The organism is Amycolatopsis sp. NPDC051045, assembly GCF_040682955.1.
Taxonomy (GTDB): Bacteria; Actinomycetota; Actinomycetes; order Mycobacteriales; family Pseudonocardiaceae; genus Amycolatopsis.
Window position 1 is genome coordinate 1 of record NZ_JBFBCC010000047.1, and the last position, 22,760, is coordinate 22,760.

19 protein-coding genes and 3 pseudogenes are annotated in these 22,760 nt (G+C 67.6%); 12 read left to right on the forward strand and 10 right to left on the reverse strand.

Annotation, left to right across the window (positions count from 1 at the left end; genetic code table 11):
• Positions 1 to 495: 495 nt before the first annotated feature.
• From AB0M80_RS43255 to AB0M80_RS43275, 5 genes are all read right to left on the reverse strand, one after another.
• Positions 496 to 1,656: an IS110 family transposase gene (locus tag AB0M80_RS43255; RefSeq protein WP_364576376.1), complete on the reverse strand. Its 1,161-nt coding sequence runs from the start codon at positions 1,654 to 1,656 to the stop codon at positions 496 to 498.
• 901 nt (positions 1,657 to 2,557) lie between these two features.
• Positions 2,558 to 3,382 carry an AAC(3) family N-acetyltransferase gene (locus AB0M80_RS43260; protein WP_364576377.1) on the reverse strand — a complete coding sequence of 275 codons (825 nt, stop codon included), beginning with the start codon at positions 3,380 to 3,382 and terminating at the stop codon, positions 2,558 to 2,560.
• 39 nt (positions 3,383 to 3,421) lie between these two features.
• A complete protein-coding gene (locus AB0M80_RS43265; RefSeq protein WP_364576378.1) occupies positions 3,422 to 5,614 on the reverse strand; it encodes a tetratricopeptide repeat protein in 2,193 nt (730 codons plus the stop codon).
• Complete coding sequence (locus tag AB0M80_RS43270; RefSeq protein WP_364576379.1) at positions 5,614 to 6,192, reverse strand: sigma-70 family RNA polymerase sigma factor; 579 nt, start codon at positions 6,190 to 6,192, stop codon at positions 5,614 to 5,616. The genes AB0M80_RS43265 and AB0M80_RS43270 overlap by 1 nt, the downstream gene beginning before the upstream one ends.
• A complete protein-coding gene (locus AB0M80_RS43275) occupies positions 6,182 to 6,526 on the reverse strand; it encodes a hypothetical protein (RefSeq protein ID WP_364576380.1) in 345 nt (114 codons plus the stop codon). The genes AB0M80_RS43270 and AB0M80_RS43275 overlap by 11 nt, the downstream gene beginning before the upstream one ends.
• 384 nt (positions 6,527 to 6,910) lie before the next feature.
• Here AB0M80_RS43275 and AB0M80_RS43280 point away from each other — a divergent pair, with 384 nt between their 5' ends.
• The 7 genes from AB0M80_RS43280 to AB0M80_RS43310 all read left to right on the forward strand — a co-directional run bounded on the left by AB0M80_RS43280 (position 6,911) and on the right by AB0M80_RS43310 (position 14,306).
• A complete protein-coding gene (locus AB0M80_RS43280; protein ID WP_364576381.1) occupies positions 6,911 to 7,456 on the forward strand; it encodes a hypothetical protein in 546 nt (181 codons plus the stop codon).
• Positions 7,457 to 7,481: 25 nt separating this feature from the next.
• A complete protein-coding gene (locus AB0M80_RS43285) occupies positions 7,482 to 7,889 on the forward strand; it encodes a hypothetical protein (protein ID WP_364576382.1) in 408 nt (135 codons plus the stop codon).
• Positions 7,890 to 7,902: 13 nt separating this feature from the next.
• Positions 7,903 to 8,670 carry a PIN domain-containing protein gene (locus AB0M80_RS43290; RefSeq protein WP_364576383.1) on the forward strand — a complete coding sequence of 256 codons (768 nt, stop codon included), beginning with the start codon at positions 7,903 to 7,905 and terminating at the stop codon, positions 8,668 to 8,670.
• A gap of 299 nt (positions 8,671 to 8,969) precedes the next feature.
• Complete coding sequence (locus tag AB0M80_RS43295) at positions 8,970 to 9,539, forward strand: hypothetical protein (protein ID WP_364576384.1); 570 nt, start codon at positions 8,970 to 8,972, stop codon at positions 9,537 to 9,539.
• Positions 9,536 to 10,648, forward strand: coding sequence for an ImmA/IrrE family metallo-endopeptidase (locus tag AB0M80_RS43300; RefSeq protein WP_364576385.1), 1,113 nt, complete (start codon positions 9,536 to 9,538; stop codon positions 10,646 to 10,648). The genes AB0M80_RS43295 and AB0M80_RS43300 overlap by 4 nt, the downstream gene beginning before the upstream one ends.
• Before the next feature lie 88 nt (positions 10,649 to 10,736).
• A complete protein-coding gene (locus tag AB0M80_RS43305; RefSeq protein ID WP_364576386.1) occupies positions 10,737 to 12,113 on the forward strand; it encodes a hypothetical protein in 1,377 nt (458 codons plus the stop codon).
• A gap of 450 nt (positions 12,114 to 12,563) precedes the next feature.
• Positions 12,564 to 14,306, forward strand: coding sequence for a hypothetical protein (locus AB0M80_RS43310; protein ID WP_364576394.1), 1,743 nt, complete (start codon positions 12,564 to 12,566; stop codon positions 14,304 to 14,306).
• A gap of 18 nt (positions 14,307 to 14,324) precedes the next feature.
• On the opposite strand, the pseudogene AB0M80_RS43315 reads toward AB0M80_RS43310, so the two are convergent.
• Positions 14,325 to 14,435, reverse strand: a pseudogene (locus tag AB0M80_RS43315) (transposase); the annotation flags it as partial.
• Between the two features lie 505 nt (positions 14,436 to 14,940).
• Positions 14,941 to 15,270: pseudogene (locus AB0M80_RS43320) on the reverse strand (helix-turn-helix domain-containing protein); the annotation flags it as partial.
• An 8-nt stretch (positions 15,271 to 15,278) separates the two neighbouring features.
• On the opposite strand from AB0M80_RS43320, the pseudogene AB0M80_RS43325 reads away from it, so the two are divergent.
• Together AB0M80_RS43325 and AB0M80_RS43330 are read left to right on the forward strand one after the other, a co-directional pair.
• Positions 15,279 to 15,410 (forward strand): annotated as a pseudogene (locus AB0M80_RS43325) (NlpC/P60 family protein); the annotation flags it as partial.
• 277 nt (positions 15,411 to 15,687) lie between these two features.
• Positions 15,688 to 15,879 (forward strand): hypothetical protein, encoded by a 192-nt coding sequence (locus AB0M80_RS43330; RefSeq protein WP_364576387.1) that lies wholly within the window; start codon positions 15,688 to 15,690, stop codon positions 15,877 to 15,879.
• Between the two features lie 25 nt (positions 15,880 to 15,904).
• Here AB0M80_RS43330 and AB0M80_RS43335 read toward each other — a convergent pair whose 3' ends face one another.
• The gene (locus tag AB0M80_RS43335) at positions 15,905 to 16,114 is read right to left on the reverse strand and encodes a hypothetical protein (protein WP_364576388.1); all 210 of its coding nucleotides are present in this window, start codon (positions 16,112 to 16,114) and stop codon (positions 15,905 to 15,907) included.
• 352 nt (positions 16,115 to 16,466) lie between these two features.
• Between AB0M80_RS43335 and AB0M80_RS43340 the strand changes: the two genes are divergently transcribed.
• Entirely contained in the window at positions 16,467 to 17,414 is a 948-nt protein-coding gene (locus AB0M80_RS43340; RefSeq protein WP_364576389.1) for a phage portal protein, read from the forward strand.
• A 511-nt stretch (positions 17,415 to 17,925) separates the two neighbouring features.
• Positions 17,926 to 18,393, forward strand: coding sequence for a DUF2690 domain-containing protein (locus AB0M80_RS43345; RefSeq protein ID WP_364576390.1), 468 nt, complete (start codon positions 17,926 to 17,928; stop codon positions 18,391 to 18,393).
• Between the two features lie 40 nt (positions 18,394 to 18,433).
• On the opposite strand, the gene AB0M80_RS43350 is transcribed toward AB0M80_RS43345, so the two are convergent.
• Both AB0M80_RS43350 and AB0M80_RS43355 read right to left on the reverse strand, forming a co-directional pair.
• Entirely contained in the window at positions 18,434 to 21,568 is a 3,135-nt protein-coding gene (locus tag AB0M80_RS43350) for a WD40 repeat domain-containing protein (RefSeq protein WP_364576391.1), read from the reverse strand.
• A complete protein-coding gene (locus tag AB0M80_RS43355; protein ID WP_364576392.1) occupies positions 21,538 to 22,200 on the reverse strand; it encodes a helix-turn-helix domain-containing protein in 663 nt (220 codons plus the stop codon). The genes AB0M80_RS43350 and AB0M80_RS43355 overlap by 31 nt, the downstream gene beginning before the upstream one ends.
• Positions 22,201 to 22,292: 92 nt before the next feature.
• Between AB0M80_RS43355 and AB0M80_RS43360 the strand changes: the two genes are divergently transcribed.
• Positions 22,293 to 22,637 carry a hypothetical protein gene (locus AB0M80_RS43360; protein ID WP_364576393.1) on the forward strand — a complete coding sequence of 115 codons (345 nt, stop codon included), beginning with the start codon at positions 22,293 to 22,295 and terminating at the stop codon, positions 22,635 to 22,637.
• Positions 22,638 to 22,760: the final 123 nt, after the last annotated feature.

The window sequence follows — 22,760 nt, forward strand, 5'->3', positions numbered from 1 at the left end:
ATTCACCCAGCTCGCCTGCGCGGTGATCTGCTACCGCCGGGCTATCAAGCTGGACCTGCTCACCCACAACAACCCCAAATGAGACGTGGTCTAAGTATCCGGGCCGCGGTACTCCTGCTGCTCGGATTCGTCTGTGGCGCCACTGTAGGGACCCTGACATACCTCGTCGACGGGAACCTCCCAGCCGCCCTGCTCGCCGGCCTAACGGCAACAGGCGACTCGATCGTTTTCCTGCACAAAGCAATCGGATGAATCGCGGGCCCGGTAGCGTGCGTAACGCGGCCAACCCCGAACTGCTCATCACGTCGGTGACCGAGTCGAAAGATCAGCGTGTGCGGGTAGTACATCGGCCAGATGCCGCCCAAACGCGGTTAGGACTCGGCGCCAGCACTCGACCGCGTCCTCGGCGTCGAGATCACCGGTTGGCCCGACCGACAACGTCCGCTCATGCAGCGAGGCGGATGGCCGGACGCGCGCTCATGGCTCCCCTTTATGTCAAGGGGTGGCCCTGGCGGGCGTAGACTGGGTGATGGCAAGTTCGGGTTGTGGCTTGTCCGAAGGGCCGGTGTCCGGGGTCAGGCCGGACACGCTGGATTGCAGAGTCGTCCCCGAGTGCCCTCCCGGGCCTGCCGCCTCACGTCGTTTCTGATCGGCGAGCATGCGGGCGTAGACGACCTTCGACAGGCGTCGCTTGAGGGCGCGCGTCGCTTCCATCGAAGTCTTGCCCGCCGCCTTTTTCGAGTCGAAATAGACACGGCCGTCGGTGGGATTGCGGAGCTGGACGATGCCCATGATGTGCAATGTGCGGTTGATTCTGCGGTTTCCGGCGCGAGACAAGCGATGCCGTTGCTGTTCTCCCGATGATACGTCCAGCGGTGCGGTGCCGTTCCATGACGCGAATCGGTCCCGACTGGCAAACCGGTGGATATCGCCAACATCGGCCAGCAGCCGCGCGGCGCCGGACGGCCCAATTCCGCGCAGGTCCAACAGCGTGGATCCGCGGGCAATCACCAGCTCACGAAGATCCTTGTCCGCAGCCTTGGCCTTCTTGTCGATCGTCTCGAGCTCGGCGATCAACTCCACGACCAGACGGCGGCGGGTCTTGCCCACGATGTCCCGCGGTTTGATCGTCGCCACGAGCACACGGGCCTGCGCCGCGGACAGGAACTTCTTCGCGCCACCGGGAAACAGCTCCAGCAGCAACCGGTGAAGCCGGTTGACGGTCTGCGTCCTGGCGCGGCCGAGCTCGTCACGACGGTCGACGAGCATGCCTAGCACGACCAGCTCAGGGTCAGCCTGGACTCGAACCAGATTCGGTGCGCGCAACGCGGCCAAGGCGACGGAATGCGCGTCAACGGGATCGGTCTTGCGGCCATTGCCGGTGGCGAACACCCGCACCTGCGCCGACAACTTCGCCGGCACATCCAGCACCGCCTCACCGTCATGGACCAGCCGGTGGGCGATATGCCGGCCGACGCCGTTGCAGCCTTCCACCGCCCATACCCGCTCGGCGAACCGGCGCCCGGCCGCCAGCATTTCCGCATAGCCGAGCTGATCAGTACCGAACTTCCCGATCGTGACCACGTCGCCGCGTTCGTTGACCACCTCAATCGTGGCCGAGCGCTTATGCGGGTCCATCCCGATGATCACGGGCATGCGATTCTCCTTGCCTCAACGAGTCGATGACAGCAAGGAGGGCACCGCTACTTCGAGCAGAACAGACCCCTTTCCAGCCACTCCTCGCACGGTGCTCGGCGAGACGCATGCCATGAGAGAGCCACACCAATGACACCGGCAGGCAGCCGCAATGTGGGAGCGACTCACCGAGCACCTGGACCAGAGTCTGGCCGGACCCGATCCTGCCGACCAGTCTCAAGTAGCCGACGAGCGGAAGCGTAATCACACGCCCGTGCCCGAGGCGATCGCTCCCGGCCGGATCGAGCCTGATCTCACGAACCCGAGCGAACTCGCTCTTCCGCGATGTCGGTGGGCGACCGGGTGTGCTCACCGAGCTGATCTTCCTGCTGCTGTGGTTGCCGCTCTTCACGCGTATCGACGCCGCCGTGGGCAAGGGACTTCGCGGCCACCGACGCCCATGCGCTGGCCCTCCAGCGCACGGAACACGCCGCGCACGTTGATATTGAGCGCAGCGCGAACGCCTGGCCGGCCAGGAGTCCGGTCCTCGGTCAGCTGGCGGTGTACATCTACTGGCCGCACCATGCGGCGGTCGCTGGCGTGCTGCGCCGGACAATGGTCGCGATGGTGGTCCTCCCTCCCGGCAGTCTACCGAGCGGCGCCGATTGGGCTGGTCGCTGTGGTGCGTGTACGCGCTGCGGGGCACGCATCCACGCCTGCCGCTGCTGTCGTGGCTGTTTCCGCTGCTCATGGCGGCGGACGTGCTCGCTGCGGGCACCACTACCCCTCGGACATCGCGGGCAGCACCGCGCTGCTGGCCGTCGCCGCCGCGTAGTCCGCGAAGCACAGGTTCGGCAGTCGGGATACTTGCCTCTACGCAACCCATTGACTCGATCGACACCGCCGCTTCGAGCTCTGGCAACTACGCCATCTTGGGGCCTCCAGCGATCGAGTCACGGCACAGCCGGCAGTCGCCGTCGGCGCAACGGGTGATGTCCTGGTCCGCCCTGATGGCCGCCGCGGCGGCTGCGAGAGTTTGCCGCGCGGGAAAGGCCTGCCACCGCGATTCGCCGACGACCGCGGTACGGACGTGGGGGCGCAGGACCGCTCCCAGGCGCGGGAACCCTTCGGAGCAGGATCCGACCTCGACCATGGACACCCGGTGGTCGGGGTTTCGAGCCCAGCGCAGGAACAGGCGACGCCCCGCCTGTTGTTCGGCCAGGTGAAGCGCGGTCATTCGGTTGAGTCCCACTCCGATCAGGATGATCAGCCCCTCGTGAGCGGCCAGTTCGCGGATGGGGCCGTACACGTCGGAGGGACTCTGCGCCGAGATCAACTGGCCGGCCAGGGGGCCGAGTGCGGCGAACGAGTTGAGCGGGTGCGTACCGCGCACAGCACCGGTGCGGCTGATCACGGCCGCTGGGAGCACACCCAATCCCGGGTTGATCAGCCCGCAGCCGGTGGTGTACGGGGTGCCTTCCGAAACCGTGGGCACCTCGGGAAATTCGGCGTAGTCGACGCCGTTGCGCAGCGGCCGCAGGCCGGCAGGAGGGGTCACCCCGAACTGGGGTTCGGTGAAGGTCGGCACCAGCACGGTGCGGTTGCCGGCCAGGAACGCGTCCAGCAGGGCGTCCACGCCACCCGCGATGGGCGCTCCGAAGGAGCGCAACGAGGCGTGCAGCATGATCGGACGATCTCGCGGCGCCAGTTCGTCAACTGCCTTGCTGAGGTGTTCGGTCGGAATCATCGCGGATCTCCTTGAACGGGGGCCGGTGGTGATCGGTGATCAGACGGAGTGGCGGGCGTCGACGATCCGGCCGTGCCGGAGCTCCTCCAGCGCCACCGCTGTCGCTCGCGTTTCGGGGTGGTCCTCGCCCAGCACCCGGCGACGGCGATCCAGGACATCCCGGTAACCGGCCTCCGCCTCCGCCGTCCGGCCACGGCGGGCCGCGATCCAGGCAAGCTCGTGCCGGACGACGAGCGTCTCGGGATGATCCGTACCGAGGAGCCGCGCACGCAGGTCGAGAAGACTGCGGTAGCCGGTCTCGGCCTGCGCCCACTCGCCTTCCCTGGCGGTGATCCAGGCGAGTTCGTGCTGGGTTCCCAAGGTTCGCTGGTGCGCGGGGCCGAGCACCCGCAGACGGTCCTCGAGGACTGCTCGGAGAACTGCTCGGGCCTCGTCAAGGCGCCCCTGGTTCGCGATCGCCCAGCCGAGCTCATGGCGAGTTATCAGGATATCGGGGTCGTCGGAGTCCAGAACGCCGGCACTGTCGCGGAGGACCGCCCGATAGCCCTTTTCGGCTGTGGTCCAGTCCTCCCCGCAACCGGCGATCCAGGCGAGTTCGTGCCGGCACCTGAGGACGTCCGGGTGCCGGGGGCCGAGCTGCCGCAGCCGATTCTGGAGAACGTCCTGGTACAGGCGTTCCCCTCCGGCCAGATCGCCCCCGTCCGCGACCGCCCACGCCAGTATGTGGCGCAGGCGAAGCACCGTGAGATGCCCGTTCCCCAGCTCAGCGCTGCGTGCCAGAGCACGCTCGCACAGCACTCTCCCCGCTCGGCCGGCTCCGCTGAGGTTGAACGCCCAGGCCATGCGGACGGCGGCTTCCAGAAGCTGGATGAGATGCTCCCGGTCCACCTGCTGCGCCGTGGTCTCCAGAAGGCTCAGCAGATGAGGTCCCAGCAGTGCATACTCCGGCCAGGCCGCCGGCTGATCAGGGGGCAGGCCGGCGACATCGGCGGCAAGGAGGGCGACGGCGGCGTGCCGGATCCCGCCCGGGCGCGGTTCCGGCCCGCCCAGGCTGGCTCGGCCGGCCGCTCCGACGACGGGATGCACGACGATGCCGCCCGGGGAGCCGTAGTGGATCAGGCCGACCTCCCGCAGCCCCCGCAACGCGTCTTCCAGGTGCCGGATCGGTGGAGTGGTGTCCCGCGAGTCCGGCGGACCGGCCAGGAAGCCAGCGTCGAGGAGACTCTCGGGGATCGCGGTGGAGGCGTAGCAGCTGGCCAGCTGCAGCACCGGCCGAGCCTGCGGGACTCCCCGCCGTGCCAGCTCGTCCAGGGAGAGTTCCACGGCACGGCCCGCCAGCGCCCCCATGGCTGCTGCGGCGGGACGTTCCCGCGGGCCGGATTCGACCGTCCCAACGACTGCCAGTTCGTAGGCGGCGAAGGTGGCTCCCCGGGTGGCTCGCGAACGCAGGTGGCTGCCCGCCAGATGCAGGCTCAGCGGGTGGCCGTCCAGACGGCGCGCCAGCGCCCTGGCCTGGTCTTCATCGCCCGCCGCCGGCGCCAGTTCGCGCAGTATCCGGGCGGCGTCGTCCTCGTCCAGTGCGCCGATGGTCAGGATCCGTGCCGCTCCCCACATCCGCGGATCGGTTTCCCGGCTGGTCACCAGCGCCAGGCCGCGCGCAGACGAGCGCACCCAGCCCGTCAGATCCTGCACTCCGGCCGGCGAAGTCCCGTTCCCCAGCACCCGGGGATCATCAGCCTCGTCGAACACCAGCAGCCACCCGGGAGCTGCGCGCTCGAGCAGCCTCCAAAAGCGGTCAGCAGCGTCCGCCGTGCCCCGGGCGATCGCCTCGACGTCGTGCGGGGCCGCGTCCATCTGCCGCGCCACCGCCGTCACGCCCTGCGAGAGGACAACCGGATCGAGGGCCGAGATCCACCACACCCGACCGCCCCGCGCCCGGACGTGCTCGGCCAAGGCCGCGGCCACCGTCGTCTTGCCCGCGCCCCCCGCGCCGGTGAGCACCGCGGGCTCCCGCCACGATCCGCGCGTCAACGCCAGCAGGTCATCCAGCAGCGCACGGCGGCCGATGAACCGGACGGGTCCCCCGGGCACGTGGTCTCCGGCCCGGTCCTTGAGCGCTCGTAGCCTGGCCTCCAAGCCGTCGTCGGTGAGGTACTCGTCGACGATCTCGCTGATGAGGTTCAGCCGTTCCCGCAGGGCCTCGGCCACAGTGCGGTCATCATCACTGGCCACTACCGCTCCTCCTCATTCTGGGGCGAGCCGATCACCGGGGGCTCCAACAGCGGGCGCAACCGCTTCTTGACCAGATGGACGATCTGGCGGACGTTGTTGGGTTTCTTGTGCAGCACCTCGGCAATCTCCGCCGGCGTGTAACCTTCGGTGATCAAGTGCATCACCTGACGCTGCGCCGACGGCAAACACGCAAGTATGTTCGCGACGAACTGACGATCTTCCAGGGCCGTCAGCGCCGACTTGTCGGCCGGCAGCATCGACCCGTCCTCGTCGAGTGCGACGGACTGCAGGCGGTGCCGCTCGTCCTTGAGCCGGCGCCTGGCCGTTTTCATCGCGTAAGCCCGGGGATGGCGGACCCGGTCGGGGTCGGAAACGGGAAGGTTCCAACGCTCGAAGAGCTTCTCCATCGCGTGAGCGACACAGTCGTCGGCGTCGGCCGGCGAGGCCCTCTCCATGACCATCAACGCCTTCACCAGCTTCCGGTATTCGGTACGGAAGAAGTCGTCGAACCCGCCCGGGTAAGCCACTTTTCCGTCCGCAGTGGAGTTGTCGGTGGTGAACTGCTCCTCATCGGCCACCGGAACCCTCCCAGGGTGACCAGTCACCCCGGCCGCATAGGCGTTCGAAGCCCTTCGGCGGTGGCTCGCGCGTCCCGACGGACACCAGCGTCACCTTCAGGCGGTAACCCCCGGCACGCAACGCCGCGGCCGCCATCACCCCGCTCACGACGCACGTGCCGCAGAACGCGGCCACGTCATTGAGCTGGGCCAGTGCCTCCACCAGCGCCATCCATCCGACCAGCCGTGCCGGCTCCGTAACGCCGACCAGGGGAACAAAGCCGTAGTCATCCATATCCACGTGGCCGTCCTTCGCCTCGTCGATCCATCGATGACTTATAAGAGCGCCCAGCATCCCGATACGTTAAAAGCCCTGATCACGCCCCCGTTCAAGGCAACGTTGCTGCCATCAGACGCCGGGAAGCTCCGGCCAGCCGCGCTGTGCCCCCGGCGGTTCGCTCGGGTACGTCAGGTCAGCGTCGGCGTGGGCCTGGACCGACTCCAACAGATCAGACACGCTGGGCGAAGATCCGGCGACCGCGTGCTCTATACACACCGCCTTGATGCTGCGTCAGCACGCTCCAGCCGCACCCGAAGAGCAGCCGCCAGCGATCATCGCCGATCTCGACAGGATCACGCTTGCGATCGACTCAGTCGGCTGACGTCCTGCCATGCCGCGTGGCGGCCGAAGACCAAGCATCCTCTGTCCTCCGGGCGACAACCAGTGAATGATGGATGGGTGACCTCGGCCGGATCTCCCAGCAACGTCGGAGAACAACTCGACCGTGCGCAGTGGCACCTACTGCGCAGTGACAGTCTCCGCGCCGGTGTCGCCTCTCGCGCCGGACTCGTGTTGAGCACCAACGCACTGGTCATCGCTGGTATTGCGTTGGCCTTTAGCGTGAGGAGTAACAAGCCCGGGATCATCGTGACCGTGCTCGCCATCCCTGCGTTGATAAGTGTTGCTGTGTCAGCGATGAACGCATCTCTAGCTATCGTGACCGTCCGTCGCTGGCCACGGCAGTTCCCCATGCACGAGCGACAAGTCGGACCACCCTACAGCTTCGCTGAACTTGATGCCGCTACGTCGAGCTTCGACGGCTTCAGACACCGGATGATCGACCAGCCGACCGGGCAGCTTCTCGACGACGCGTTGGCAGAGCTGTGGCGGTGCGGAGTGCTGCACAGCTATCGCTACGCGAAGCTCCGTACGGCGCTGAGATGGCTGCTTACAGCCTTGTGTTTCTTTCTGTCGGCCGTCACCGCCTCTGCACTAACTAGATAGAACAATCCTTGGCTCGGACGCTCTCGTGCCGCAGGTGGCGCGCTTCTCCTGGCTCACCATCGCCGAGATCGAACTGTCCGCACTGACCCGCCAATGCCTCGACCGCCGCATCGACAACCTCGAGACCCTCAACACCGAACTCACCGCCTGGCAACACGCCACCAACACCGACCAACGCCAAGTCCGCTGGCAGTTCACCACCGACGCGCACGCATCAAACTACGTCACCTATACCCCAAGATCTAGCCGCGACAATCTACTAGCGACTTGCACGATCGGTAGCTGGGTCACGCTCCGATCCACCTCACCGGACGACTTGCGCGCGGCGCACCTGAAACGGCCGGTGTGCCCTTTACGGTTGCTCAATGCTGGTAACTCCGCGCCCGGGCACCGACCGCCAGAATCTCCTCACGCTTCTCCAAACCCTGCGTGACCAAGCGGTCAATTTGCAGAGTGGCGGTGCAGGAAGCGCGTACCAGTGGCTGCTCGCGTACCTCAACTGGACAGTGAACGCGGCGGGCGCCCTCGGCGGCCAGGTAAGCGAGGCCGACCTCACTCACCTCGTTCTCACCAAACGATATGAGCAACTTCTCAACGGCGTCGGCACGCTGGCCGGCTCGGACACTGTGCTGGTCGTCAACCTCCTCGTCTCACTGGAGTTACGAGAACGCGTCGACGCGTTCGATCAGGCGATCGTGGCACTTCGGGAGATCATCGAGCGCTGGTCGAGCACGGACTTGTGCGTCGTCGCGGACAGCAGCTTCTACATCCACCACCCGGTGAAGCTGAAGGACGTGGACTTGGCCGAGGTCGTGGCCTTCGACGGCGGGTACGTACGGCTGCTGGTCCCGATGGTGGTCATCGACGAGCTTGACGGCCTGAAGGAGAGCAAGAACAAGCACGTGCGATGGCGCGCCGCCCACACCTTGGGCGTTCTCGATGAGCTCTTCCTGGACGGCTCACCATCGGCGAAGCTCGCCGCAACTCGCGTCGAAGTCCTCTTCGATCCCCCGGGGCACAGCAGGCTGGCGATCGAAGACGACGAGATCGTCGACCGGGCCGTCGCCGCTCAGGCGCTGGCCTACCGGCCGGGGATCGGGCGAAAGGTCGCTCTACTGACCTACGACACCGGCCAGGCCAGCCGAGGCCGCCGAGCCGACCTGGACGTGCGGAAGCTGAACCAGCCACCGGAGGAGGAGCCCGACCCGACCTGACGACACGCCGATCGGTTCACTTCCGCACATCAATTACTACCTTCGAGTAGAGTACAGCCCCATGAGCGAGGAAGACGACGTCCTCACGGCCCTCCGTCGCCGCGGCGTGCTCGACGGGATCGCCTGGGCGCACCGGTCGGCGTACGGCCAGCTGCGCGAGGACTACAACCCGGCGGGCGGGCACAAGCAGTCCTTGGATCGGGTTCAACGCCCACGTCTACCTCGTCGACCGGCTCGACCGCGTCTTCCAGTGCGGCGACTTCGCCGTCCCGCCCGGTCAGGACTCTGTCGGCCGTGACGTGCTTGCCGACGGCATCGCCGACCGGGACTCGCGGACCATGCCGCTGCTGCCGGCCGGCACCGTGGTGCGGCGCGACCTCAACGGCTCACCCGGCTGGTCCGTCGCCGGGTGGCGGTGGTTGCTCGCGTCCTACGAGTTCGGCCAGGTCACCAAGATCGCCTGGACCGAACGCAGCGAGACCAAGCAGCTGGTCGCGAAGCAACCCCACGCCGAAGAAGATGGCGGACTGTTCCCGCTGTCCGGCTTGCCCGGTCTCCCGCCGCTCGGCGAACTTCCCGACGAGCAGCGAGAGCTCCGGCGCACCCTGGTGCTCGCCCACGCGATGGACCCCACGACAGCCGAAGTCGAGCTGTCCTTCGGACGCATCCGCTGGAACTTCGACCACGGAGACGCCTGGGTTTGGCGCACCGAGTTGGCGGCCGGCAGCGGCCTGATCGGCGGAACCATGACGTCCCGCCAGCCAACGAGCCCGGCCGAACCGAGCAGCGACGCCGTGGCGGACGCCGACGTGCGTGTCCGCCGCCCGGCGCGCGACCACGACGGTCCGCGTGCTATTGGTGAGGCATGAGTGATCAGCTGGGCGACGTCGCCACCTTCTTCGACGGCGGGCGGCTGACTTTGGCGCGCCAGCTGGCGGGCCTGCGCAAGAACGGCTTAGCGGACCGCATCCACAAGACACCGACCGCCGTCGCGGCCTACGAGAGCGGGCTCAAGCGCCCTGCCGCGGCGACGGTCGCCGCGCTGGCCCTGGCGCTCGACGTGAGCCCGGACTTCTTCCTCACGCGCGCGCACGAACTGCCCACCGCGACGACCGCGCCGCACTTCCGGTCCCTGCGGTCCACCAGCCAGATCTCCCGGGACCAGGCCCACGCGTACGGGTGCATGGCCGTCGACGTCGCCATGACGATCGAGCGTCACGCGGAGTTCCCCGAGCGGAACCTGCCCAGCCATCCGGTCGCCGTCGACGCGCCAGCGAGCGATGCGCCAGAAGAAGCCGCGCGGCTGCTCCGGAAGCAGTGGAACCTTCCGCCGGGCCCAGTCGGGCACCTGGTCAGGCTGGCGGAGAACCACGGCTGCCTCGTGGTGTTCAGCCCGCTTGGCAACGCGAGCGTCGACGCGTACTCGTTCGACACGCCGCTGCGGCCGATTATAATTCTCAACCCGGCGAAGGACGACTACTATCGCCAGCGGTTCGACGTCGCCCACGAGCTCGGGCACCTCGTCATGCACCTCGACGCCGAGCCAGGCAGCCGTGCCGTCGAAGACCAAGCACACCGGTTCGCCGCCGAGTTCCTGACGCCTGCCGAGGAAATAGCAGGCGAGCTGCCTGCGAACGCGGACTGGCGCCGACTCGGCCAGCTCAAGCAGCAGTGGAACATCAGCCTCCAAGCCTTGCTGTACCGCGCCCGCAGCCTCAGGGTGATGAGCGACGTCACCTACCGCAACGCAATGACCACGGTGTCCAACCGCGGCTGGCGACGCCGAGAGCCAGGCCCGATGCCGCTTCTCGAGCAACCTTCGCTGCTGCCTCGAGCCATCGAGCTCCTCAAGACGGAAACCGAGGTCGACGAGCTTGCGCTGGCATCGGAATGTCAGGCGCCGCTGAGTCTCTTCCGGACTATCACCGCTCGAGCACCGCAACCCGATCGGGGAGTCGAAGCGCTGTCCCGGAACTAACCAGCCACCCGACACGTTAGTTTCTTCTTCTTCTTTTGCTGTCGAAAATGGACTTCCCGATGCGCGAAAACAAGGCATCATGGTCGACATGACCGATTCCGCCGAAGCTACTCCGGCTCCGACCATGCACTTCTACTCCGCGGAGACACCGCGAGGTGAACTGACCGTCTACCGCGGCCCGCTAGTCGGCCGTTCCGGCGCGCGCCAGTTCGATGCCAACGGTTCGATCACCTTGCGCTGGAACCCATGGCCGATGCTGCAGTGGTCCGGAGGGTCCGAGGAGGTCGACGTCGGCATCGATCTCACGACCGGAAGCTTGGTGCTCGAAGATCCTCAAGTCGAAGTACCAGAGAAGCATGCCTTTCAAATCGCCTCCACGGAACAAAGTCCGACTGAAGAATTTCAGTGGGAGGGCCGTGGGCCGCAGCGCCGGACGGTGGTGGGCGACCCGGAAGCCAAGGATCTCACGCACGCCACGTTCATCCTGGCGAACCTCCCCGCGATGACCGTCGGCGGGAAGCTGCGTCACGAAACGGCGTGGTACCTGGGCCGTACCGTGCTGACCGGTGCCGGCTGGAAGGTAACGCTCGACTCCCCCAGCAATCGGCGGGAGATCGAAGAGGACCTGCGCGACAACGGAGGCCATGCGGCCACCCACACGGGCCGCATCGAACGAGAGGACGGCTCCGACTTCGACGCCGAAAACCTCCAGGACGTCCTCCACGTCCTGCGGTATGCGCTGAGTCTCGCTTGCGGCCGCTGGACTTCGCCCATCCTTCCGGTGGCCTACAAGGCCTCGGCCGAACCGGCCTGGTCGGAATGGGCCTCTCCGCTCGTCTCCCCGTGGCATACCTCGCTTGGGCTCGTCGACAGTTACCACCCTGAACAACTGCAGGAACTCTTCGAACGCATCGCGATGGCTTGGGCTGATCCGTTGAAGCAGGAAGTCGTTCGGCGGGCCAGCTACTACCTGATCGACGCGAACGATCCCCACCCGCTCGAACTCGCCGTCTCGTCGGCTCAGTCCGGACTGGAACTGCTGGCGTGGTCGGAACTCGTCGAAGACCGCCAGATCCGTACGGCGGGGACCTACAAGGCGTTGAAAGCGCACGAGTCCATGCGCGAACTACTGGGCCTGCACTCGATCAGCCCGACGTTTCCCCCGGCTCTCGCCGAGCTGACGTCGGCAACCGCGAAGCTCACCGGCCTTTCAGTCGGCGACGGCCCCGAAGTCCTCACGCGCATGCGGAACGGAGTCATGCACCCGAGCCGGACAAAGCCGAAGTTCAGCGCCGGCGAGTGGTACGACGCGTGGTGCCTGGCCCGACACTATCTCCAGCTCGCCATCCTCGGCTACCTCGGCTACCAGGGCACCCACCGTGACCCCGCGGTGAAGGTGCACTGGACCGGGCAGATCGAAAACGTACCCTGGAATCCGTCGGTCAGCGTCACCGGAGCGCCGTGAGGACGTAGCCGCCGCCGTACTACCAGACTATTCCGACATCGGCGAAGCCCACCTCATCCAGCGATGCCGCTTGTGCCTGCGGACTGAACCGGTTGCCATAGCCGGTCGACGCCCTCGGAGTTCTTCAGCGGTGAAGAGCGCGCAGGTCCGGGGGCGTCGGCGGCCGCGGTCCACCAGCCCTTCCAGTCTTCATTGCCCTCAACCCTGCGCGGACGACCCGTCGGCCCGCGACCCTTCCGTGCGGTCACGGAGGCCCGGCTGTTCGTCGTACACCCGGTGCCCCTGGCGCCGGTCTTCGGACGTCGCTGCCAGGGGATCGCCTGTAACACTACGAACGCCGCCCGCGATCACATCCGGGCGAGCGAACTGCCGGAGGCCTTTATGGGCAAATCCAACCGAAACCGTCGGCTCAGGCAGGCCGCCACGCTGAGACGGGGCTCACCTCGGGCTGTGAAACGAGGAGATCGCGCCGAGCAGTACGGCCGCACGGTGGGCGACGAGTTGCCGGACTACGAACTGGCCGCCCGGCGTGGCCGCAGCTCACTAGCCGCCGCCTTGATCTCCCGGCACAACCAGAGGATGGACCGGGTCGGGCTGGTCAGCGCAGCAGTCACCACCCGGTCGAGAATCATCGTCAACCAGCTGTTCGTCCTGGAGTCCATGCTGCGCAAGCTGCGTTCGCGGAACGCCTGGATGGCCCGCGCGGAAGCAGCACCGTGGTTGAGGCACCTGCATTGGGGAGTCGATAGCTTGGTCTCCGCAATCAGGCTGCTTGCATCGGGCCAGCTGATCGGCGCCACACAGATCGCGAGATCCCAGCTGGAACGCTGGGCGCTCAACCTCGCCCACAACTCAGGCAATCGACGGAGCCCCGGAGAGTCGACAGTCGACTACTACACTCGGCTCTGGTCGGGCCGCACATTCTTCCACGTGGGTTCTCCCGGGCCTGATCATCTCCGGAGTGCGTCGGCCGCCGAGAGAATGCTTCTGCCCGGTGTTCTCTACGGTGCCGTTTCCGAGTTCCTTCACGGTCGCGGACCAGACGCCAAGGCACTCCTCTGCGAGCCATGCCTGCTGCTCGACCAGGAGTTCATCGCCAGTATGGACGAACCCGCCGGCAAGATACTGGACCTGATCGACCTGTGCGTTGACCGCCTACGCGCCTGTGTCGCCACCGCCATGGAAGAGGCCGGCTACCCGGATCGCGAAGTCGGAGGCTTCTATCGCGGCTCGTTCATCGCCGACCCGGCCGGAGCGAAGCCGTTCGCTCGGTGGGGACTCTGGCCCCTCGATCCCGAGACCGGACTGTCCGCGACCATCGTCGAAAGACTGCGTGTCAACCAGGACCGGATCGAGCGCGTATACAACGGGGAGCGCCCCGACGGACGCCTTTACCGCGACGACGAGATATCCGAATCATACTTCCTGTTCAAGAGAGCCACAGTCGCTGCGAAAGCCCTGGCCGCGTTCGAAGACGAGGCGAAGCGGCTCAGCCGGCCGGTCGAAAGCCTGCACCTCGGCGATCCGCAAACCAGGTTCGTCTTCGTCGCCGAGACACTCGGCTTGGTCGGCTCGTGGAGTCACCGCCGGAAAGAAGTCGCCATCGCTTTGGCGGCCGCCTCGTCGGGATTTCGCTCCGCCTACTGGTTGTGGCTCGAAGACGATGACCGTGCGATGGGAGTCCTGCGGGTCGTTCTCGAGTCCCTGGCCCGAGTCAAGACCTGGATCAAGAACGAGAACCGCGCGAGAAAGCTGGAGAACAAGAGCAGCACCACCCCACGCGACTGGCTCGAAGCCGCAGGCTGGCGGCGGCTCCACGCACTGAACCTCGCGTTGGGCGAACTCGCCCACACGAGAGAGAACTCCCGCTGGGGCGGCGCACGTGACCTGCTCGTCCAGTTGCTGCCACCGGAGGTTCCCCCGGAGCTGGCGCCTCATCGAGGCCGCGGCTTCGCGCTGGAAACGGTTGTCAAGCTGGCGGCTCGCTTGTGCATCGAAGTCGTCGCCGTTCAGTCGGAAGAGCTGAAGGTCGCGCTGGCAGACCTGCTGGAGTCGACGGGGACTTTCGATGACCAAGTGGACGCCCACCTCGACGCGTGGCTGTTGAGGAACTGGGACAACAGAAACTTCGACCTCGGCGAGGGCGACTTCGTCCGGCCAGGCCGGGACGACCTTGCCGAGACGACTACCTAAGAGAATGAGTTTGCGGAGGCAGATGACCGAGCAGGCCAGGCTGAGGATGGCTTGATGGACGTCGGCTCGTCGTTCGGTGCGGACGCGCAGGCGACGGAAGGTTTTGAGCCAGGTGAAGGTGCGTTCCACGGGACAGCGGAGCGGCACCGGACGCCGACGGTGCTGTTCTCCGTCGACGGCGTGGCGTCACAGGCGGTGTACGAGCACCTCGGCCCGCGGGTGACGCGCCAGCGGGAAGTTTCTACGCGATCGAGTGCTCGTGGCACCTGGGTCCGGGGCGACACGGGGGCGGTGCGGGCGGCATCGCGCCGTGGACGACGGAGGAGGACGTCGACCGGCTGATCGCGGAGGTGGAGCCGGTCCTCGCTGACCGCTGCGGATCAAAAGAAGGGGCAGGGCACCGAGCTGCCGCCGTGGGGCAGGTAACCCTCGTACGCCCAGCCGGGAGTTCACCGGCCTGGGCGGTCGGCGTGAAGAACGCGAGCGCCGCCGTCAGCGCACCGGCAACCGCGACGATTTTTCGGCATTGTCCTGAACATGGTTCCCCCGGAAGTAGTCGCGTCACGCCGAATATTCCACAGGCACGGTCGGGACGAACCGCCCGTTCGTGTGGCTCGGTCACCTCAGGACGCGGTGGGGCTACCACGCGCAGCTGGACCGTCGCCGCGAACCTTGCCTCCGGGGCAGTCCTGTCGAAGCTGCCGACCTCGGCGAGCCGGCGGAGGCGGTACCGGAACGTGTTGGGGTGGACGTGGACCGCCGCCGAGGCGGCGATGACGTCGCCGAGGGCGTCGAGCCAGGCCCGGAGCGTCTCGACGAGGTGCGCGTGGTGCTGCTCGTCGTACTCGAGCAGGCGGGCGACCGGCTCCTGCAGCTCCAGCAACAGCGCCTCGACCTGCACGTCGGCCAGCAACGCCACCTGGCGGCCGGCGCCGCTGCCCGACCGCAGCACCCGCAACGCCCGGGGCCACACACCACGTGATGATGTACCTGGGCGACAACAAGATCGTCGAAGCGCAGCAGACCGGCGTCCCGGTGCACACGCGGGCGTTCTCGTTCGACGAGCGTGAACTGGTGCCCCAGGCAGTCCGTCCCGGCGTTTAGCATGGGTGAGAGCCCTGGCGGTCCGTACTGCGTTTGGCCGGTTCGATGTGGTGGGGTTCTTCGCCGACGTCCGCGAGTTCGAGTCTTACGTTGACGCGTGGGCGTTGGACTTCGGGGACCAGCTGCTGGTTGACGCGACCATCAGCCGTCGCCGCTCGGCCGTGGCGTTCGACATGCGTGCCAAGGTCCCCGAGTTCGCTCCGGCCGTGGGCCGACGCTGGCGGAGAGCAAGCAAAAGGCTCTGACCCACGACGGCGACCCCTGGCTCAAGCGCCACGTGCTCAACGCCCGCCGCCAGCCCACCCGCTACGGCGTGCTCATCCGCAAGGAAGCGCGGGACTCGCCGCACAAGATCGACCTCGCGGTGTGCCTGATCGGCGCCCGTCACGTCCGCCGTCTGGTCCTCGCCTCCCCGGATTGGGCCAAGCGCGGACGTAAGCGCACGGGCAAGCTCCGTCTTTTCACCTGACCTGGTCACCTCGACGAGCGCTCGATCAGCCGAACGCTCGCAGGCTAGCGAAGAACTGCCCCAGCGCTTGCAGCATCACGGGGTCCTTCTGTGCGATCGTGATCGCCGCCAGCAGGAGGGCACCAGCGGCCAGGAAGATCCAGAACGGGTTGTACTTGCGGACCAGCGCGATCACAGCCGCAGTCAGCAGCACGGCAACCAGGGCGTAGACGATGACGCTCTGAGAAAAATCCATGGTTATGCCCCTCAATCGGTTCGATGCGCACCCGAAAATACACGACGCCGAATTCGGGTAATGCACCCGGTTTTTGAGCCGGAATGAGAGCGGCAATAAAACTTCTCGCATCCCCACGCTGCCGAAGCTTGCCCCAGAAACAGCAAGTTCGGTATTGCCACTTCGGGTAGTGTGATCGTTTTTCTGGGCGTTTTGCCAGGTCAGACGTGGTTGATCCCGCCCAAACTTCCTTGAAATGAGGTGAAACACGCATCGTGCTCACTCCTCGGCGGCCGCCGAGGTCGCAGGCCGGATTGAGGCTGGCCGGACCAGGCTCGCAACAACCTCATTCACCGCTACGTCCAGGGCGACCATGACTTGCCCTTCGCGCCCCCGCTCGGCCCGACGGGCGTACCGCTGGCTGCTCGACCGGTCTCGGACGAACTGGTGCCGCCTGCTGATCCAGATCTTGGCTCAGAACCTGTTCATGGACGGCTATCGCGCGCTCGGCGACGACCAGGCGGACGAGCCGCTGGGCTGGTCGCACTGGACCCAGAACGGTCTGGCGCGCCGCCGGGCCGCGGTGCACCGGGCGACGCTGAAGTACGGCTGGGCATACACCACCGTCCTACCCGGCGGCACCGCCCCAGTCATCCGGGGCGTGTCACCGCGGAACATGACCGCCGTCTACGCCGACCCATGGCCGATCTATGCCCTGCACCAGAAGACCTCCTGGACACCGGACGGGCGGCGCCAGGTCTACCGATTGTTCGACGACCAGGCCGTCTACACCCTCGCCGAGAACGATCCCGGCCAGGGACCGGCCTACCTCGACCACGCCGAACACGGCCTGGGCGTCTGCCCGGTGGTTCGGTTCCTCGACGAAGACGACCTCGATGCCGACAGCCCCGGCGTGGTCGCTCCGGTTCTTGACATTCAGGACCGGCTCAACTACCAGACGTTCCTGCTCATGACGACCGGCGCGCACCGCCAGCGCTGGGCCGCCGGACTGGAGGTCGACGACGACGAAGAACCACCGATCGGCCCGGACCGGCTCCTGCACTCCGATTCCCCCGAGACGCGGTTCGGCACGTTCGACTCCACCGACATGTCCGGCTACGTCGCCGTGCTGGAACAGATCCTGCGGCACCTGGCCGCGATCACCCAGACCCCGGCGTGGGCGCTGCACGGGTCGCTGTCTAACCTCGCCGCCGACGACTACAGCGCCGGTTCGGCGAGCGGAAGACCTCCTACGTCGAGTCGTGACAGCAGACACTGCGGCAGTCCTACCTCGCCGCCGGAGATGAGGCCGGCTGACTAGGGCACCACTGCGGTCGTGCGCGCTGCGGCAGCTCAGAAGGTGTCCTCCCTGACCTGCATGAAGCCGTAGCGGTGCGACATCTCCGTCAGCACCGATCGGATCCGGCGACGCCGCGAGTCCGCGTCCAGCCCCGGCGCCGAGGGCACCGCGACACAAACAGCTCCGTCAGCTGGTCACGGCGATTACTGGCCCCTAGAGGATCCAGGTCGAACACATCGGCCAGCAGCAGCTGTCGACCGGGATAGCCACCCCGTTCCAGCATCGCGACTTAGAAGCCACCCCCTGGCTACGCGACCCGAGGGCTCGAGCGTCGAACGCTCGTCTGCGTAGCTCGAGCGGGTCCGGAGCCGCACCGGCGACCATCCGGCAACAACGGCGCCAGCGGCAGGGTGTTCGGAAGTGTGCGGATCTCTGTTCGCAACAGTGCGGGACCGCGGTCACCGCTGGTCCAGGCGGTGTGACCGCGGGCTTGATGGGAGTCGTCAACCGAATCAACCGATCGGAGTGGATCATGACGACCGCTATCCCCCGGACACCCGAGGCGCGCCACGAAAGCCGGAAACGCCCGCTGTTGACGCGGCTGGGGCTGTTGCTCGCCGCCGTGGCTGGGATGGTCACGATGCTGAGTGCTCCCGCCTTCGCCGGGCCGGGCGACCACGGCACGGACCCGCTCGCGTCCGGCTGCGCCAACGGCGCCGGCACCATCCGCACCGGCACCGTCGGCAGCATCTTCTACGAGATCCGCTACTCCGCTGCGTGCGGGACGAACTGGGTCCGGGTGCCGCACCTGTACGGAACCGTCTACATGCTGATTCGCTCCGATTGGGGTGGATCGGCGGTGGGCGGCTACCAGTCCGACAGCGGTGGTGGCAGCCACTGGACACCGCAGGTCTATGCACCGGGCTCGACGTGCATCACCTACTGGGTGCAGCAGATCGGCGGCGGCGACCCCGCCACCGGCAACGTCCGGATCTGCTGACCACGCCGGCTGAGACCGCCCGGCGTGGGGGCGGGTGGCCTCAGCACGGCGGTGTGAACGACACGCCCGGGAGGAGCTGGTCCCATTCCTCCCGGGTGATCGGCTCGCCGGTCGTCGTGCAGACCATCCGGGCCGCGGCGCCGGGATCGGTGTTCCACAAGCGGACTCCGGCGTCGCGGCCGCCCGCGAGGAGCGTGTGGCCGTCCGGCGCGTAGGTGACGGTGAAGAGGCCGTCGTCCGCGGCGGTGAGGGTCGCTTGCACAGCCGGGCGGTCCGGCGTGCCGACGTCCCAGAGCCAGATGGTGCGATCGATGCTGCTCACCGCCAGTGTGTCGGAGTGCGGGGCGAACGCCAGCTCGTAGACCTCGTCGACGGGACCGGCGAGCACCGGCCCGACGGGTCTCGGCGCCGGCGGCCCGGTGACGTCGACCAGCCGCACCGAGCGATCGGCACCGCCGAAGGCCAGCAGCGTCCCGGCGGCGTTGAACGCCGCCGCGTAGACCGCTCCGGTGAATCCGCCCAGCTTGTAGATCGATCGCGGGGCGCGCCGGTCGGTGACGTCCCACAGGTAGCCGGTGCCGTCGCCGCCGGCGACGGCCAGCAGGTGGCCGTCCGGACTGAACCGAACGCCGTAAGCCGTGGCCCCGATGGACGGCAACGTCGTCACCTCGACGGGATGACGCTGATCGGTGACATCGACCAGCTGGACGGTGCCGTCGCTGCTGGATACGGCGATAAAACGGCTGTCCGATGAGAACACGATCGCCTGGACCACTGACCGCGCGACCGCGAGTGGGGTGCCGAGCGGGGTGGGACGCGCGGGATCGGTGACGTCCCAAAAGCACAGGCGGCCGCCTGTGGTGCCGCCGATGACGAGTCGGCCGTCTGGGGACAGCGCCGAGGCTCCGGCGAGCTCGTCACCGGCATAGGTGCTGGTCAGCTTCGCGACGACACCAGGTCGGCTGGTGTCGTCGAGCCGCCACAGCTGCAGCACGTGGTCGCCCGCTCCGACGAGCAGCCGGTGGCCTACTGCGTCGAACCCGGCGGAGAAAACCTGGTTTGCACTGCCGACGAGCAAGGGGCCGGGCAGCGTCCAGCGCCGGAGAACGCCGTCGGTGGCGGTCGTGACGAGGGTCGAATCGTCCTCAAACACCACCGCAGCCACCTGCGTGGTGTGCGGAAGCGTCCCGATCGGCTGCCGGGTCTGCAGATCCCATAGCCATAGTTTGGTGTCGGAGCCGGCGGCGGCGATCCGCGTGCCGTCCGGGCTGAAGGCGACGCTGTTGATCCAACTTGCCGGCCCGGTCAGTGGATCGCCGTCGGGACGCGGGTGCTCGGGATCGGCGATGTTCCAGAGGTGGACGGAGTGGTCGGCGCCGGATCCGGCGGCCAGGACGTGGCCGTCCGGGGAGACGGCGATCGAGAAGATCTTGCCGGTCGGCCCGGTGAGCCGGGGCAGCGGACGCGGACGTGCGAGATCCGCGAGGTCCCACCGATACACGGCGCCGTCGTCACTGCCTGCCGCCAGCCCGGTCCCGGCCGGGGTGAACACGACGCTCTTGACTGCTTGGGCCGGCCCGGTCAGCGTGATCGGCCGCGAACCGGCGGCCATCGCCCACACCAGCGTCGTGCCGTCACCACGCCCGGCTGCCAGGACCGTGCCGGAGTGGTCGAAGGCCAGCCCGAACACCCGCGGCCCGGTGGCGGTGAACGAGCCGAGCGCGACCGGATGCTCCGGGTCGGAGATCCGCCACACCGCGAGCGCGCCCGTGCGGGTGCCGGCGGCGAGCCACACGCCGGCGGGGTCGAGCGCGACCGCGTCGACAACGCCATCCACGTGGAGCACGGCTGCGGCCGGGGACGGCAGATGGTTGCCGGTCCGATACAGCTGCACTGTGCCACCTGCCGTTCCCGCCGCCAGGAGCGAGCGTGCCGTGGCCAGGGCAGTGGCCGCTCCGCCTGGAGCGTGCATGCGTTGCGGCGTCGGTCGCGCGGTCGCATCGAGCAGCGCGCTCGTCGCCTCGGTCGTGGGTGCCAGCCGGTATGCGGCCAGAGCGACCTGCGCTGCAAGGGCGGGATCTTCGTCTCGCAAGCGCGTTGCGGTGGCCGCTGCGCGGCGAGACTGTCCCAGTTGTTCCTGCCCGGCGGCGTCAGCAGCGGATCGGAATGCGACGACGCCTGCGCCGACAGCGGCGAGGAACAGCACCAGTGCGAGGCACAACAGCTGATAGCGGCGCTGCAGCCGTCGCCGCTCTTCCTGGGCGCGTGTGGTACGCCGGGTGAGTGACGCGTCCAGGAACTCCCGTTCCACTGCGTTGAGCATGGGCGCGGCGTCGTCCTGGGCCGCCCATTCGGCGAGCGAATCGAGCACTCGGCCGTGGTACAGGCCGTCGGACGTCCGGCCTTCCGCTGCCCAGTCGTGTGCGGCGGCGGTCAAGCGTCGGTGCAGGCGCCGGCCTGCCCGGTCGTCGTCGAGCCAGGTCGCCAGTCGCGGCCAGGCGGTCAGCAACGACTCGTGACTGATCTCCACCGTCGTCTCGTGGGCGGTCAGCAGGCGGATGGCGACGAAGGTCCCCACGACCTCGGCGAGCCGGTCGGCCTCGGCGTCGGCGAGCCCGTCGAACAGCTCGTTCGTGGTGACCCGGCGCCGGGTGTCGGCGAAGCCGTCACCGATGTTGACCAACCGGAGGAAAAGGCTTCGCGCGACGACTTGTTGTTCCTCAGCCAGCTGCCGGTACGCGTGGTCGGCCGTCTGGGCCACGGCTCCCCCGAGTCCCCCGGTCGCACGGTAGGCCGCGGCGTCAAGCTGGGTCGCGGAACCGTTGTGGCGGGTGAGCTCCACCATAGTCCGCAGCGTATGGGACAGCAGCGGTAGAGCTCCGGGCTGGTCGATGCAGTCGGCGAGCAGCATCTCGATCAATCCGTCGTCCAGCCGCAGGCCGGCGGCCAGGGCGGGAGCGGTGATCGCGGCCCGCAGCTGTGGTTCGGTCAGTGAGCCGAGCACCACTTGGTGCCGCTGGAGCAACGGGGCGAGGGCGGCGGGCTCGGTCGCCCGGTCGTAGAAGTCGGCGCGCAGGGCAAGGACAAGCTTGCCGGGCCACGCGAGCGCCGCGGAGAGAAAACTGTCTCGCTCGGCGGCGGCACTCACGGTGAACAGCTCTTCGAGCTGGTCCACGACGACGACTGCGTCAGGAGCGAGGCCGGCCGTCGAGGCCGCCCATCCCGCCAGGGGCGATCTTCCCGGCGACAGACGGTGGATTCGCGGAAGACGGGAACGAGCCCGGCCCTCAGCAGCGACGATTTCCCTGTCCCGGAGGCTCCGACGACGATCACAGCGGACCGGCCGTCACCCTCGAGCATTGTGACGATCCGGGCGACGACGTCCTCCCGTCCGTGGAAGTAGCCCGCGTCGGCGGCCTCGAAGCCACGCAGACCGGGATAGGGGTTGACATCGCCGGTTTGCAAGGACCGGGTTTCGGAGCGGAGCTCTCGCAGCAACCGGAGCCATTCTTCCTGTTCCTCGCCCTGCGGGACGCCCAGGGCAGTCAGCAGCCGCGTGAACTGAGCGGTGACCGCGAGCTGCGGGAGGTGGCGTCCGGTGCAGTATCCGGCGACGGTCGCGTAACCCAAACCGGTTTCGGCTCCAAGCCGGCGATACGACTTGCCCGAAACGGACCGCAGCCGCGCGAGCCGCGCGGCGAACTGCTCCGGTGTCGTCATTCCCCTCCCCTCCCCGCCCTCGGCATCCCTGTCGTCAAAACTCGTCGGCGTGTTACGCGTTCCGGTGTTCCACTCGGAAACCGGCATGGAACAGCTCGATTCAGAACGCGATCGGTCTCCTAGATTCGGAGTATCCGGCCGAACCCCGTTCGGCGCAGTCGCATCCCAGGGAGGAAGAAATGACGATCACGGAACACACCCCCGGCCAGACCGGAAAGGTCGCGAAAACCGGAAAAGCCCGGCGCTGGCTGACCGCCGCCACAGTGGCCGCCGCCGCGGTGGCCGCGCCGCTGGTCCTGCCGGCCGCGCCGGCTTCGGCGCAAGTCAGCGGCTGCAGCCACGGGTACGTGAACGCGAACATGGCCTGGGGCACGTGTACGACCGGCAGCGGGCACTGGAGCCTGACGGTGCAGTGCTACTTCTGGGGCGCGAACACGGCCTACGGAAACGGTACCGGGAGCATCTACGCCACCTGCCCTGCAGCGTCGCACGTCACCAACATCACCCTGAACACCCAGGCGTGAGGCCTGGTCCCGCGCGGCCGGGCCGGCCCTCAGCCGGCGCCGCGGACCAGCCGCAGGTCTTCGGTGTGCCGGTACCAGGTCCACTTGTTCACCGCGCGCTCGTACACGACGTCGTCGAGCACC